The sequence below is a fragment of the Salicibibacter cibi genome (assembly GCF_016495865.1).
GTDB classification, from domain to species: Bacteria; Bacillota; Bacilli; order Bacillales; family Marinococcaceae; genus Salicibibacter; species Salicibibacter cibi.
The window spans coordinates 3,279,757-3,293,276 of the sequence record NZ_CP054706.1 but is presented as its reverse complement, the minus strand read 5'-3'; the positions used below and the strand labels follow the sequence as shown (position 1 = coordinate 3,293,276).

Below are 13,520 nucleotides of genomic sequence, written 5' to 3'. Positions count from 1 at the left end.
AGGAACTGCGATGACTAGATCGCCCCCATTTGCCATACACTGATAGGAAGATGGGGGTGCCTGGAATGTTTGAAAAAAATATTTATGACCAATATGGACTTTATTGTGACGAAAAGTATCAATTTGGTCAATACGAAGGGTTTCGGTCAGGCAATCGATATTATGTCCTTATGCCTTCGTTGCGCCGGCATGATCACTTATGGGTACAATTGGAATGGGCAGAACGGTTGAAAGTCAAGGGGGTTCCCCAAATTGCCGAACTAGTGACTGATATGGGCGGCAACGCAGTGACCCGTGTCGATGGGGTGCAACAGCTCCTTTTTCAATTTCCCGAGGAAGAGGACCGCTCAGGTTTATCCGAAGGAGAGACGTTGGCAATGATGCATGAATCGGGAAAGGGATGGGTTCCCGAGGTGAATGACCTGCATTTATATGGACACTGGCTTGACTTTTGGGAAACGAGAATCGAGCAATTGGAAGCATATCATCGAACTGTTGATCAACGATTCCAAAAGACGGCTTTTGACCAACAATTTTTGTACACGTTTCCCTATTATCTCGGAAGGGCGGAAACGGCTATGCAATGGCTCGTCGAGGAGGGGCACGAGCATACCCTGTCTCCATACCTTGGCACGGTGAACCATACGCGATTCAAGCCGGGAGCTTGGATGGTTGCCGATGAAAATCGAACGCAAGTGAAACTTCCTTTGTCATTTGTTTACGATCATCCTGCCCGGGATGTAGGAGAGTGCCTCCGCCATTGTTATGAACAAGATGATTTAGCCTTAGCGACGGAGTTTCTGGAAGCGTACACCCGCGGCCAATCGATACAGCCCCAAATGTGGGCGCTCGTTGGAGCAAGGTTGTTATTCCCGTTAACTTATGTGGAACTGATGGAAGAACACTATTTGAATGAAGGAACAAATGAAGGTCGTTCGGAAGTGGAAGAAGCACAATTTGAACAGTTATTGGAACGTGAGGAACGGTACATGAAACGTATGTCGCAATGTTTGCTCGATACACTCCCGGGAGCATCGGAAGGCCATTGGTTTATGAGAGACCGTGCATTCATTTACTAAGGGCGGATCATCTTTTCCGTTTATTCGTTGCCGTTTCTAAATTTTTTTATGTAAAAACGTTTGAATAAAGGATTTTCCCTTGTTATTTTTGCAAAGAACAACTATAATGTCCGTAGTAAAAAGACATTTGTTTTTCACGGATAAACAAATAACAACGGTGTGGGTAAAGGGGTAGATATTGATGAAAAATAACATCGAAATCGGGTTATTAGGACTCGGAACGGTAGGAAACGGAATTATTCATATACTAAACCATCATAAAAAAGAATTGATCGCAAAGACGGGCGCCACGGACGTATCCGTTCGGAAGGTGCTCGTTCGTGATTTGGAAAAACAACGCGGCGAGAACGTCAACAAAGAAATGGTAACAACAAAGGCGGAGGATGTGCTGGATGATCCGAACATCGATCTTGTCATTGAAGTGATGGGCGGGATCGATGAAGCCAAACAATACATTGAAAAGGCATTAAGAAACAAAAAGCATATCGTAAGTGCAAATAAAGATTTAATTGCGCTGCATGGGGATGAGCTCTTGAGCCTGGCCGAAGAGAATAACGCGGAATTTCTTTACGAAGCCAGCGTTGCCGGAGGCATCCCGATTTTGCGGTCACTAACGGAAGGATTGGCATCGGACCGAATTACGAAAATGATTGGGATTGTAAACGGCACGACGAATTATATGCTCACGAAGATGACGAAAGAAGAACTTGGCTATGATGAAGCGTTGCAACAGGCGAAGGATCAAGGCTTTGCCGAAAGTGATCCTACTGCTGACCTGGAAGGATTGGATGCGGCCAGAAAAATGGTGATTTTGGCACGGCTGGGTTTTTCTGCTTCCGTCCGGCTGGATGACGTTTACCTTAAAGGGATGAACGCAGTCACTGCCGAAGATATTGATTTCGGCCAACAATTGGGATATACGTTAAAATTGATCGGGATTGCCCACAGAAATGAAGAAGGGATCGAGGTGTCTGTGGAGCCTGTGTTTATTCCGGAAGACCATCCCCTTGCTTCTGTTCACGATGAATACAATGCCGTTTACGTCTACGGGGAAGCGGTCGGAGAGACGATGTTTTATGGGCCGGGCGCGGGTTCGCTCCCTACCGCTACAGCGGTTGTTTCCGATGTGATGAGTGTTATCCGCCAGATTCGTTTGGGGGCCGCGACACAGGTGAACGTGGCAGACAAATCGGAAACCGTTTTGAAAAAAGAAGAAGACATCCGCGCAAAATATTTCATTCGTCTTCATGTCCGCGATGTAGCGGGAGCGTTTAAATCACTCACTTCCGTTTTCACGTCGAACAAAGTAAGTTTTGAAAAACTCATCCAGCTGCCAATGGAATCGGAAGAATTGGCGGAAGTCGTCATGGTCACCCACGAAACAAGCCGTACGAACTTTGAACAAATTATCAACGATATAGAGAACCTGGACGTCGTTGAGACGGTAAAAAGCCGTTATCGCGTAGAAGGAGGAGAAGCTGATGTCCCCGAACAAAGGGATCTTGCACTCGTATAAAAACTATCTGCCGGTGACATCGGCGACGCCAATGCTTACTCTGCACGAGGGGGATACGCCTTTGATCCATCTTCCGGCATTGTCGGAAGAATGGGGGGTAAATATATATGTGAAAACCGAAGGTGTAAATCCAACCGGGTCTTTTAAAGACCGCGGCATGGTAATGGCGGTTGCAAAAGCGAAACAAGCGGGAAGCAAAGCCATCATTTGCGCCTCGACAGGCAACACATCTGCGGCGGCCGCGGCCTACGGAACCCGCGCGGGGTTACGTACGATCGTTGTGATACCGAAAGGAAAAGTTGCGCTCGGGAAGTTGGCGCAAGCAAGCATGTACGGGGCGGAAGTATTTGAAATCGAAGGGAATTTTGACCAGGCATTGGACATGGTTCGCGATGTAAGCGAAAAAGAAGATGTTACGCTCGTCAATTCCGTCAACCCTTACCGGGTCGAAGGACAAAAAACAGGCGCATTTGAGATCTGTGACGCACTGGGCAAAGCGCCGGATGTGTTGTGCATCCCGGTTGGGAATGCGGGAAATATCACTTCTTACGGGAAGGGATTTAAGGAATACGATGAAGCTAATGGCACCGGCCAACCTCAATTGTTCGGCTTTGAAGCAGAAGGGGCAGCTGCGATTGTGCAAAATAAAGCGGTTCGGGATCCGGAGACGTTGGCGACGGCGATACGGATTGGCAACCCCGCCAGTTGGTCGGCAGCGCTCGAATCGGTGAAGCAAGCGGGCGGAGGGTTTGATGCCGTTACGGATAAGGAAATTGTTGCTGCTTATCGCGGCCTCGCAAAAACCGAAGGTGTTTTCGCGGAACCCGCTTCCTGTGCTTCGCTCGCAGGTTTGCAGAAAAAAATCGCAACCGGGGAGATTAAAAAAGGAAGCACGGTCGCTTGTGTGCTCACGGGCAATGGCCTGAAAGACCCGTCGACCGCACTTGACACGAATGATATAGCCCCGATTCGAATCCCGAATGAAACCGGAGCGTTTCTTTCCCATTTGCAACAGAAAGAGGGGGCGGGATCTCATGGATGAAAAGCGAATGACGATCCATGTGCCGGCCAGTTCCGCAAACCTTGGGCCGGGGTTTGATTCGGTCGGCTTGGCCGTCGATCGCTACTTGACATTAGAGGTGTATGACGCAGATAGTTGGATGTTCACAACTTCTTCCTCTCAGCTTGAAGGGATCCCGACAGGGAAGGGGAACATGGTTTACCAAGTAGCGCGTGCAATGGCAGCAACGAGAAAAAAGGCGCTCCCCCCATGCCACATCCATATGACGTCAGACATCCCTTTGGCACGCGGACTTGGCAGCAGTGCTGCTGCCATTATCGCGGCGATTGAACTTGCTGATCGTCTGTTGGAGCTGGATTTGGCAAAAGAAGAAAAGCTACGTTTTGCAAGCATTTTGGAAGGACATCCGGACAACGTGGGCGCTTGCCTGTATGGCGGTTTGACCATTGGGATGCACACCGATAGCAAGACGCGGATCGTTGAGCAGTCGAATCCGAACGTGGATCTTGTTTTAATGATACCCGGTGATGAATTGCTCACATCGGAAGCCAGGCAAGTGTTGCCGGAAACGTTAAAGTATCGGGACGCAGTAAAGGCGGGCGCATGTGGGAATGTGCTTGTGGCCGCCTTGTTAACCGGAAACTGGTCCCTCGTCGGGGAAATGATGGGCGATGACCGTTACCATCATCCATATCGGGGCTCGTTAATTCCCGGCCTTTTTGAAGCTCTCCGAGATGTTAAACATTATGGTGTTTACGGAGCTGCTTTAAGTGGGGCAGGACCAACGGTATTATGTCTGGCTCCTTTGGGGCGTGGAAAGGAAATTGCGGCCGCGATACAGACGGATTATGTCCAATATCATGTAGAAGCGGCCCATCCGGCAACCGCCGGCGTTGAGGTCTATGGTGCTACCGAAAAATCCGTCGCTTCACTTTAAAAAAAGCTCCGACACTGTCGGAGCTTTTTTACATAAAGTCTAAAAGACCTGTTCGATTTCCGTGACACCGGGAACCTCTTCTGTGAGTGCCCGTTCAATTCCGGCTTTTAATGTAATCGTTGAGGATGGGCAAGTGCCGCACGCACCCATTAAACGTAGTTTTACAATGCCATCTTCCACTTCGACCAGTTCGACGTCGCCGCCGTCCCGAAGAAGGAATGGACGAAGTTTTTCGAGTACTTCCCGTACTTGGCCAGTGATGTCTCCTACAGCTTCTGTCATTGCAAACACTCCTTTCTTAACACCTATTATAATACCCAGAACGTTAAAAATCTATGATGGGGACTTATCTTTATGGAAAAAGTGCTTATTCCAAAGATCAGATTTCAGAAGCCAGAGGTCAGAAATCTGAAGATGAAGCTTCGCTTGCTGAAAACAATCTGCCTGAGTTTCACTTTATCCTAAATCGTTGTACAATGATTATAAGGAAGGGGGCATGGATATGTCAATCACCATTACCGTATACGGTGCTGAGAAAAAATGTGCAAGTTGTGTGAATTTACCCTCGGCTTTGGAAACGAAAGATTGGTTGGAGGCGTTGCTCAACAGGAAATATGAGAACCAAGCCTTGGCTTTTGAATATATTGACATTGAGGATCCGAAAGCAGGGCATGAAGAATTTGCTTACCAAATTATTGAAGATGATCGAATGTACCCGTTGGTTGCCATTAATGGAGATGTTGTTGCCGAAGGGAATCCGAAATTGAAGGATATATACTCAAAAATCGATCATTTGGCGAAATAAAAGCAGCTCACCTCCCAGAGGTAAGCTGCTGTATTAAACACCGGAATGGTACTTGTACATCCATAAAACACCACTTTTTAAGAGGCGGGCAACACGTCCGGTGACGGCAGCCTTTTCTCCCATCATCGTGCCGAATCCTTTTTTCTTTCCAAGAGATCCAAGCGTGCCTTTCAATTTTAAGTCAGGCATTGTGTCCGGAAGTTTTTCACCTTTCCATTGCAGTTTCAGGATGTCAACAATTTGCTCGCCCTGTTTTTCCGCAAGTTGTGCGCTTGGGGCGTGGGGAAGGCTCGCACAGTCTCCAACGACAAAGGCATCGGGATAATCCGGAATATGATGATGCTTGGTGAGGATAATTTGTTTTTTATCGTCTTTTTCAACGTCCAATTCGCGGGTGACGTTAGAGGGTTGTACACCGGCGGTCCAGATCACTGCATCTGCTTTGATTCGCTCGTCATGGTTGTAGAGCGCATCGGCAGAAACACGTGTAATGTCGGAATTGCTAACGATTTCTACGTCATGTTTTTGAAACCAAGAAGTTACGTATGTACTCAGCCGCCTTGGGAACATCGGCAAAATCGTTTCCCCGCGGTCAAAAAGACGGATGTTAAGGTCATGCCTGCTTTCCCGTAACTCGGCAGCTAATTCTACCCCTGACAAACCCGCCCCGACAACGGAAACACTGGAATGGGGAGGAAGATTGCTGATGGCTTCATATGTACGACGGGTATTTTCCATGCTTTGGATGCTAAATGTATGTTCTTTCGCACCCGGAACGCCATGATACTTGTCTGTTGCCCCGAGACCGATCACGATTTTATCGTACTCCAGAACTTCACTCTTCGCTTGATCGGTAGTTATACTTATTTTTTTCTCTGCGAGATCAATGTTTTGCACTGTCCCGAATTGGTGGCGAACATGTTTTGGAAAAGGTACACGGATTTCATGATCCGATTCGGTGCCTGCAGCTAACGCATAATATTCGGTTTTAAAGCAGTGATAGGGCAGTTTATCTACAAGGATAATCTCGTAGTCGTGGGGCAAATCTTTAGTGCTCAATTGTTGCATGACTTTCATCCCGCCGTAGCCGCCGCCTACTATTACAAGTTTTCGCATGCTTAAGGACTCCTTTGGTAAAAATGCACGAGTTCGCTTAGTGTTACAAAATATACCCAAAAGCAAATGTACTGATATGAGACGTTCATGAACACACTCTTTAAATTATAACGATTAAGTGGATAGAAGACAACAATCGCGTGCACTTACGAAAAAAGAAAGAGTGTTGTGAAGAAAAGGGTAGAAAGGTTTGGATGGATATAGTTATTCACGGCACCTTGACACAACAGTTCCTTTTAAGCGATCTTAACATACCTATGAAGGGGAAAAAACGAGGGTTCGGGGTACGATGTGGAGTGCCAATGCATTCCTGATAGGTGAAATAATACACCGGGGTTGTAATAAACGTTTCAGATGGAGGTAAATAGTTTCGATTATTTTGATTTCCATACACTGCGGTGAATGGGTGTAGAAGAAACGGTGCAAGTTCGGTGTAAGTAGGGACTGCTGAATAACGAAAAAAAACTGGCACATAAGCATTTTTCGTTGGTGTTGTCAAAGCTGGATGCAAGGAAATCCATCCTATAAGCAAAAAAACCTTGCACTTCTGGCATCCCGGCTTCAGCTGATAGCTGCAAGTTGTTCAACAATCCCTAAGTAGGGTAAAGTCAAAGTGCAACAATTTATTGATCGAAGTAAGGTGCGTCTTTCTCGGAAACGAGAAGCACCGGACGCACTGCTTATATTTGGATTTTTGATGAGACCGTTTTGGTGTAAGCCTGTTCGATTGACGGTGAAACGGAAAGAAGCTACCATAACAATGGAATGAGTCATACAAGTTGATGGGAGTTTGAACAGGAAAGGTGAGAGAAATGTTTCCCATTGTCGAGTTCTGTGTCAGTAACTTGGCTAGCGGAACCCATCCTGTGCTGGAAGCATTAGAAAAAGATCCGGGCTTGGAAGTCGTCGAATATGGATGTCTCGGATTTTGCACGACTTGTGCCGAAAATGACTACGCACTTGTGGACGGTGAAGTGATTACCGGCGCAGATAGTGATGATCTGCTCGCCAATATTTATGCGTTTCTTGAAGAAGAAGGCATGATATAGAAATGAAGGCACGTGTGTTCAGAGTGGGAATTCCTGAACATGCGTGCCTTTATATTCCGTTGGTTTATTACAAAGCGTGATCGGGAATGCCTCTTTCATAAGGAAAAAGCAGATATAAAACTAGACGCATTGATACAAATTCCTACTATTTCCCGGGAAATAAGACACGGAATGATTGACGTCAGCGAAGATTTCGCTATACTGTCAGAAAGGAGGAAATCGTGATGAAATTGCTTCCTTTCGAAAATACATGGCCTTATGAACGGATTCAGGATGATATTTATTTTGATGAATGTCCGAATTGCGGCGCTGAAAATGTGCTTACTTATATGAAAAAAGAACAATTAGACGATGCATTTGATGGGGTGAAAACTGACATCATCATGCCTTGTTGCCATTATAAATTAACGATCGCCGAGGCGGATAACGATTATTTTTGGGCTACGGAGCGATTGCGAAAGTGAGGATGGACCAACGGTGAAGTTTACGAAAATGCACGGGCTTGGAAATAGCTATATTTATGTAGATGGCTTCAGAGACCCCCTTCCGAATGAAGAGCGTTTGCCCAACTTAGCGTCCGAAGTTGCCAATCCCTACACCGGCATTGGCTCGGACGGACTGATTCTTATTCTTCCCTCGAACGTTGCGGATGTGCGAATGCGGGTGTTTAACAGCGATGGTTCTGAAGCAAAAAATTGCGGAAATGGTTTGCGCTGCGTCTCCAAATACGCATATGAGCATCAATATGTTGAGCACGAGAATTTTTCCATTGAGACACTCGGAGGGATCGTTGAATCCCAGGTCCATCTTGATGAAGAGGGAAAGGTCTCTGAAGTCACGGTAGATATGGGCGTCCCCCGCCTTAAACGAAAAGACGTACCGATGCGCGGCAAGGGCGGGGCTCTCGAGGAGAATGCCATCGGTGTGACGGAAACTATTAATGGGATCGATTACACATTCACCGCCGTTTCCATGGGGAATCCTCATGCTGTTTTTTTCGTGGATAAACTTGCGGATGCCATGATTGAAACGGTAGGTCCTCTCATAGAGAAAGCGGATCTTTTCCCGGATGGTACAAATGTGGAGTTTATTTCCACACTGAACGCGTCGGAAATAGATTTTGCCGTGTGGGAACGTGGCAGCGGTATAACGCAAGCGTGCGGCACCGGTGCTTGCGCGGCAGTTGTAGCGGCTGTGTTGAATGGGGAGACAAAAAAAGACGAAGCGATTACTGTCCACCTGCCGGGAGGTGACTTAACGATCCATTGGTCGTCAAAAGATGATCATGTGTGGATGAAAGGGACGGCAGTCACCGTTTGTACGGGGATATACTTCCAAGCGTGACGTTTAATTAAACGTTTGATGAATCCTCCCCTCTGTATTGACGGAAACCGTTTTCAATGATAAACTTTTGATTAAGAACTGTTAAAATCTTATCCTGTCCACGCCCGGATGGGTTCTAAGGTTAAAAGCCAGTTTGCTCGCAGGGAGTAGACTGGCTTTTTTTATGCTATTTTTTAAGGTTCTGCATGACTATCAAGGGAGAGGGGTATTTGTTTTGGATTTTTCATTAACGGAAGAGCAGCAAATGGTACAAAAAACCGTCCGCCAATTTGTCGATGACGAGATTATGCCGAATATTGCCGAGTGGGATGCAAACGGACATTTTGAACATAGCATTTTGGATAAGATGGCAGAACTCGGCTTAATGGGTATTTGTATTCCGGAAAAATACGGCGGCAGCGGCATGGATTATAATACGCTTGCCATCGTTTGTGAAGAACTGGAGCGGGGGGATACAACCTTTCGGACAGCAGCATCGGTCCACACCGGTTTGAACAGCATGACAATTCTGCAATGGGGATCGGAAGAACAAAAACAAAAATACTTGACCCCCCTTGCTTCCGGGAAAAAAGTCGGAGCATTCGGGCTAACGGAACCGAACGCGGGCTCAGATGTGGCCGCGATGAACAGCACTGCCAGGAAAGAAGGCGATTATTACATCCTGAACGGTTCCAAAACGTGGATTTCCTTATGTGACGTGGCCGATTATTTCCTCGTTTTTGCTTATACAGGGGGAAAAGAAGGGAAACACAACAGCATTTCCGCCTTTATCGTGGAACGGGAGTGGGAAGGATTTAGTTCGAAAGCAATCAAAGGGAAGCTGGGCATTCGCGCAGGAAACACCGGAGAAATTTTCTTCGATGATGTGAAAGTCCCGAAAGAAAATTTGCTCGGGGAAGAAGGTGAAGGGTTTAAGATTGCCATGTCTGCCTTGGATAACGGCCGTTTCACGGTAGCTGCAGGCGCATGCGGATTAATCATGGCAAGTCTGGAAGCATCTGTTGCGTACTGTCATGAACGAAAAACGTTTGGAAAAGAAATCGGCAAGCACCAGCTTGTTCAACAAATGATTGCAAAAATGGAAGCCGGTCTGCAAATGAGCCGGTTGCTCGTATTCAAAGCCGGCGAGCTTAAAAACAAAGGGGTCCGCAATACGCGGGAGACATCGCTGGCAAAATGGCAAGCTTGCAATTATGCCAATGAAGCAGCCAATGACGCGGTGCAAGTTCATGGGGCATATGGGTATTCCAATGAATATCCGGTCGAGCGTTACTTGCGAAATTCCAAAGCCCCGGTGATCTATGAAGGGACAAGAGAAATTCATACCGTGATGCAGGCCCGTTATGCCCTTGGGGAAACGGAAGATAAGCCATTAAGAAAAATGCTGCCTGCGTGGCCTTTTGAGGAATAATTTAAAAGGAAAAAGCGCCGGCCGTTCGCGATGAGAGCCGGCGCTTTCTTTAGTAGGTAGGGACTGCTGAATAATGGAAAAAGACTGGCACATAAGCATTTTCCGTTGCTGTTGTCAAAACTGGATGCAAGAAAATCTATCCTAAAAGCAGAAAACCCTTGCACGTCTGGCAACGCACGGAGGGACGGTGCTGCAATGGCGAGACTCCAGCGGAAAAACGGACGCGTCAAGCCCCCGCAGCGCCGGTTTTGCGCGAGGAGGCTTGACCGTTCGTTCGCGGAAAGCGAAGCCATGGAAGGCGGCATCCCGGCTCCAACTAATATATGTAAGTTGTTCAGCAATCCCTAGGTATGAAAGTATAAATCAACTTTCTTACCTACATCAGTGCAACGAAGGCTTTCGCCATAAAAGCTTGGCGAAAAGCCATGTTTTCTAAATATGGGGAAGGAGAAATCAAAATGGAAAACGCATTAAAAGGGGTAAAAGTACTGGATCTTTCGCGTGTGCTTGCCGGTCCGCTGGGAACGATGCTGCTTGCCGATATGGGTGCCGATGTTTTGCGGGTGGAACAACCTGGCGGAAGCGATGATATTCGTCATTGGTATCCGTTTGTCGGTGAAGAAAGTACCTACTATATGGCTGCCAACCGGAATAAACGCTCGATGACACTGCACTTAAAAACAGAAAAAGGCAGGGAAATTTTCGAAGCGCTTGTCAAGAATGCCGATATTGTTGTAGAAAATTTTAAAGCCGGAACCCTCGATCGCCTTGGGCTTGGTTATGAGCGGTTAAAAGCGATTAAGCCGGACATCATTCTTTGTTCCATTACCGGATACGGCCAGACCGGGCCTATGCATAAGCATCCGGGATATGACCCTGTTATTCAAGCGGTCAGTGGATTAATGGATGTCACGGGGCAGCAGGATGGTGATCCGACGCGGGTAGGGATTCCTGTCGCGGATATTATGACGTCCCATTATGTGGCGATTAGTTTGTTGGGGCATTGAGGGTGCGCGACCGGGAAAAAAAGGCACAACACGTTGACCTTTCTCTTTTAGATGTGCAAGTCAGTTCCCTTGCCAATGTTGCAAGCAGTTACCTTTTGAAAAACCATGTCACCGAACGGATGGGTAACGCCCACGGGAATATAACACCGTATGAAACATTCCGGTGCGCCGATGACCCAATTATGATCGCAGCCGGAAATGACCGGATGTTCGCGGAAGTGGCAAAGGTGGTGGAGCATCCGGAGTGGGCGGACGACGAGCGCTTTAAGACGAATCGTGACCGCATCGAGCATCGTGACGAACTCCGCTCCCTGCTAGAAGATGTATTTTTACAAAAAACAGCGGCGGAATGGGAGGAGCGATTAACGGAACACGGTGTTCCATGCGGCGCTGTGAATAACATTGAGCAGGTATTCGACCATCCTCAAGTCCGACACCGTGAAATGGTTCAGACGGGGGAGCATGAAACGCTGGGGGAAACGACATTCGTACGAAATCCCATCCGGGCAAACGGGGAAACGTTGTCCATCGATCAAGCGCCTCCCGTACTGGGCGCAAATACAGAAGAAGTATTGGCAGGAGAACTGGGTTTGGACGAAGAAAGTTTACAGGTGCTCAGAAAAGAAGGTATTATTTAAGAGAGAGCTAATCGATTGTAATGATTGGCGAACAGGAATGGGAAAGGACGGAGGCGGGAACATGTTAGCTGTCGAAAAGAAATGGTCAAAAAAAAGCAGTGATCAGGTTCTTGTTGTCGGTGTGCGCGAAGATGATAACGGGCTCCCGGAAGAGCTGGAAAAAGGAAACAAATCAATGTTCGCGGCATTGAACAGACAATGGACCGATGGAGCCATCGCGACAAAAAAAGCAAGAGTAACCAACATGGCTGTTTTGGATGAAGATGAAACACTCCAACAGTTGATTTTCGTTGGCCTTGGTACACGCAGCAGCCTCACATTGGCTGGCTTAAAGGAAGCGTTTGGCGCCGCGGTGAAAGCCGTGCATGAGCAAAAAGCAACGAAGATCGGTGTACTACTGGACACCTTTTGCGATGAATCTGTAAGTTTAGGAGAGGAAGTTGCCACGCAGGCGTTGTCGGACGCAGTATTAACAGCCTCTTACCGTTTTGACACCTATAAAACGAAAAAAGAAGAGCAACGCAATTATGCGTATACGATTTACGCACAAAATGGTGAGTCGGAAGCAGTGCGAGCAGGTATCCATCGAGGACGGGCGTTTGGCCAAGGGGTAAACCTGGCACGGACGCTCGTCAACCTCCCTGCCAATGACTTGCCGCCTGTCGCATTAGCAGAGGAAGCAGAGGCATTGGCTCACCGCTATGAAAAGATTTCGTCTGAGATCCTCGACATTAATGAACTGCGTTCCTTGGGAATGCATGCGCTACTCGCGGTAAATCGCGGATCGGATCATCCGGCGCAAATGATTATCTTGCGCTATCAAGGAGAAGAAACGTGGGAGAATCCACTGGCACTTGTGGGGAAAGGGATCACCTTTGATTCCGGCGGGTACTCGATTAAACCCGGCCACGGGATGAAAACGATGAAATCGGATATGGGCGGAGCGGCAGCCGTGCTCGGTGCTTTTGAAGCGATTGGACAAATGCAACCGCAAAAAAACGTGATCGCAATCATTCCCGCGACCGAAAACCTCATCAATGGATCGGCTATGAAGCCGGGGGATGTGCTACAGACGTTTGATGGCCAGACGATCGAGGTGAACAATACAGATGCGGAAGGACGGTTGATCCTTGCGGATGGTGTGGCTTATGCAAGGCATCTGGGTGCGGATAAAATCGTGGATATATCAACACTGACCGGTGCATGTGTCGTGGCATTGGGGGATGTTATAACCGGGGCACTTTCCAATAACGATGCGCTGTATGAAGCGTTTGAAAAGAGTGCGGAAGAAGCAGGGGAGCCGGTTTGGCGTTTTCCGACACATCCGCGTTACGAAGAAATGGTGCGTTCGAGCGATGTGGCCGATTTAAACAATTCCCCCGGACGGGAAGCAGGAACCATTACAGCCGGACTTTTTATTGGCGCTTTTATTCATGAGACGCCGTGGATCCATTTGGATGTTGCCGGTACCGCATTTGTAGAACGCGAGACACCAATGGGCCCTAAAGGTGGCACCGGGGTCATGGTTCGAACACTGGCAACACTCGCCCGGCAATCAAATTTTTAGTAGGAAAGAAAGTATAAACCAACTTTCTTT

At 47.6% G+C, this 13,520-nt stretch carries 15 protein-coding genes; 13 read left to right on the top strand and 2 right to left on the bottom strand.

Translation table 11 applies throughout. The annotated features are described in order from the left end of the window. The first annotated feature begins 65 nt into the window (after positions 1 to 65). The 4 genes from yutH (at position 66) to thrB (ending at position 4,553) form a co-directional block, all read left to right on the top strand. On the top strand, positions 66 to 1,079 hold the full coding sequence (yutH, locus tag HUG20_RS16375; RefSeq protein ID WP_200085756.1) for a spore coat putative kinase YutH: 1,014 nt from the start codon (positions 66 to 68) through the stop codon (positions 1,077 to 1,079). 181 nt (positions 1,080 to 1,260) lie between these two features. Next, positions 1,261 to 2,595 carry a homoserine dehydrogenase gene (locus HUG20_RS16370; protein WP_200085755.1) on the top strand — a complete coding sequence of 445 codons (1,335 nt, stop codon included), beginning with the start codon at positions 1,261 to 1,263 and terminating at the stop codon, positions 2,593 to 2,595. After that, positions 2,561 to 3,637: a threonine synthase gene (gene thrC, locus HUG20_RS16365; protein ID WP_200085754.1), complete on the top strand. Its 1,077-nt coding sequence runs from the start codon at positions 2,561 to 2,563 to the stop codon at positions 3,635 to 3,637. Before HUG20_RS16370 ends, thrC begins: the two co-directional genes overlap by 35 nt. Beyond that, the gene (gene thrB / locus HUG20_RS16360; protein ID WP_246476451.1) at positions 3,630 to 4,553 is read left to right on the top strand and encodes a homoserine kinase; all 924 of its coding nucleotides are present in this window, start codon (positions 3,630 to 3,632) and stop codon (positions 4,551 to 4,553) included. Before thrC ends, thrB begins: the two co-directional genes overlap by 8 nt. A 39-nt stretch (positions 4,554 to 4,592) precedes the next feature. Here thrB and HUG20_RS16355 read toward each other — a convergent pair whose 3' ends face one another. Further along, positions 4,593 to 4,835, bottom strand: coding sequence for a NifU family protein (locus tag HUG20_RS16355; protein ID WP_200085753.1), 243 nt, complete (start codon positions 4,833 to 4,835; stop codon positions 4,593 to 4,595). A gap of 220 nt (positions 4,836 to 5,055) precedes the next feature. On the opposite strand from HUG20_RS16355, the gene HUG20_RS16350 reads away from it, so the two are divergent. Beyond that, a complete protein-coding gene (locus tag HUG20_RS16350; protein ID WP_200085752.1) occupies positions 5,056 to 5,358 on the top strand; it encodes a DUF1462 family protein in 303 nt (100 codons plus the stop codon). 33 nt (positions 5,359 to 5,391) lie between these two features. On the opposite strand, the gene HUG20_RS16345 is transcribed toward HUG20_RS16350, so the two are convergent. Next, entirely contained in the window at positions 5,392 to 6,474 is a 1,083-nt protein-coding gene (locus HUG20_RS16345) for an NAD(P)/FAD-dependent oxidoreductase (RefSeq protein ID WP_200085751.1), read from the bottom strand. Between the two features lie 812 nt (positions 6,475 to 7,286). Here HUG20_RS16345 and HUG20_RS16340 point away from each other — a divergent pair. The 8 genes from HUG20_RS16340 to HUG20_RS16310 all read left to right on the top strand — a co-directional run bounded on the left by HUG20_RS16340 (position 7,287) and on the right by HUG20_RS16310 (position 13,490). Then, positions 7,287 to 7,523 (top strand): YuzB family protein, encoded by a 237-nt coding sequence (locus HUG20_RS16340; RefSeq protein WP_114372651.1) that lies wholly within the window; start codon positions 7,287 to 7,289, stop codon positions 7,521 to 7,523. A 224-nt stretch (positions 7,524 to 7,747) separates the two neighbouring features. Beyond that, positions 7,748 to 7,987 (top strand): hypothetical protein, encoded by a 240-nt coding sequence (locus HUG20_RS16335; RefSeq protein WP_200085750.1) that lies wholly within the window; start codon positions 7,748 to 7,750, stop codon positions 7,985 to 7,987. 28 nt (positions 7,988 to 8,015) lie between these two features. Next, positions 8,016 to 8,867, top strand: a complete 852-nt coding sequence (dapF, locus tag HUG20_RS16330; protein WP_200090553.1) for a diaminopimelate epimerase — start codon at positions 8,016 to 8,018, stop codon at positions 8,865 to 8,867. Positions 8,868 to 9,081: 214 nt separating this feature from the next. Next, entirely contained in the window at positions 9,082 to 10,278 is a 1,197-nt protein-coding gene (locus tag HUG20_RS16325; protein WP_200085749.1) for an acyl-CoA dehydrogenase family protein, read from the top strand. A 187-nt stretch (positions 10,279 to 10,465) separates the two neighbouring features. Further along, positions 10,466 to 10,714 (top strand): hypothetical protein, encoded by a 249-nt coding sequence (locus tag HUG20_RS16320; RefSeq protein WP_200085748.1) that lies wholly within the window; start codon positions 10,466 to 10,468, stop codon positions 10,712 to 10,714. 22 nt (positions 10,715 to 10,736) lie between these two features. After that, positions 10,737 to 11,285 (top strand): CaiB/BaiF CoA transferase family protein, encoded by a 549-nt coding sequence (locus HUG20_RS19670; RefSeq protein WP_281392440.1) that lies wholly within the window; start codon positions 10,737 to 10,739, stop codon positions 11,283 to 11,285. Between the two features lie 2 nt (positions 11,286 to 11,287). Continuing rightward, on the top strand, positions 11,288 to 11,923 hold the full coding sequence (locus tag HUG20_RS19665; RefSeq protein ID WP_281392439.1) for a CaiB/BaiF CoA transferase family protein: 636 nt from the start codon (positions 11,288 to 11,290) through the stop codon (positions 11,921 to 11,923). A 61-nt stretch (positions 11,924 to 11,984) separates the two neighbouring features. Continuing rightward, positions 11,985 to 13,490 carry a leucyl aminopeptidase gene (locus HUG20_RS16310; RefSeq protein ID WP_200085747.1) on the top strand — a complete coding sequence of 502 codons (1,506 nt, stop codon included), beginning with the start codon at positions 11,985 to 11,987 and terminating at the stop codon, positions 13,488 to 13,490. Positions 13,491 to 13,520: the final 30 nt, after the last annotated feature.

What these genes read in the sequence shown, in the direction of transcription:
- HUG20_RS16345 (WP_200085751.1), bottom strand. Translation starts at nt 6,474, where the DNA reads ATGCGAAAACTTGTAATAGTAGGCGGCGGCTACGGCGGGATGAAAGTC.
- HUG20_RS16350 (WP_200085752.1), top strand. Translation starts at nt 5,056, where the DNA reads ATGTCAATCACCATTACCGTATACGGTGCTGAGAAAAAATGTGCAAGT.
- HUG20_RS16355 (WP_200085753.1), bottom strand. Translation starts at nt 4,835, where the DNA reads ATGACAGAAGCTGTAGGAGACATCACTGGCCAAGTACGGGAAGTACTC.
- HUG20_RS16310 (WP_200085747.1), top strand. Translation starts at nt 11,985, where the DNA reads ATGTTAGCTGTCGAAAAGAAATGGTCAAAAAAAAGCAGTGATCAGGTT.
- HUG20_RS16340 (WP_114372651.1), top strand. Translation starts at nt 7,287, where the DNA reads ATGTTTCCCATTGTCGAGTTCTGTGTCAGTAACTTGGCTAGCGGAACC.
- thrC (WP_200085754.1), top strand. Translation starts at nt 2,561, where the DNA reads ATGTCCCCGAACAAAGGGATCTTGCACTCGTATAAAAACTATCTGCCG.
- HUG20_RS16370 (WP_200085755.1), top strand. Translation starts at nt 1,261, where the DNA reads ATGAAAAATAACATCGAAATCGGGTTATTAGGACTCGGAACGGTAGGA.
- thrB (WP_246476451.1), top strand. Translation starts at nt 3,630, where the DNA reads ATGGATGAAAAGCGAATGACGATCCATGTGCCGGCCAGTTCCGCAAAC.
- dapF (WP_200090553.1), top strand. Translation starts at nt 8,016, where the DNA reads ATGCACGGGCTTGGAAATAGCTATATTTATGTAGATGGCTTCAGAGAC.
- HUG20_RS16335 (WP_200085750.1), top strand. Translation starts at nt 7,748, where the DNA reads ATGAAATTGCTTCCTTTCGAAAATACATGGCCTTATGAACGGATTCAG.
- yutH (WP_200085756.1), top strand. Translation starts at nt 66, where the DNA reads ATGTTTGAAAAAAATATTTATGACCAATATGGACTTTATTGTGACGAA.
- HUG20_RS19670 (WP_281392440.1), top strand. Translation starts at nt 10,737, where the DNA reads ATGGAAAACGCATTAAAAGGGGTAAAAGTACTGGATCTTTCGCGTGTG.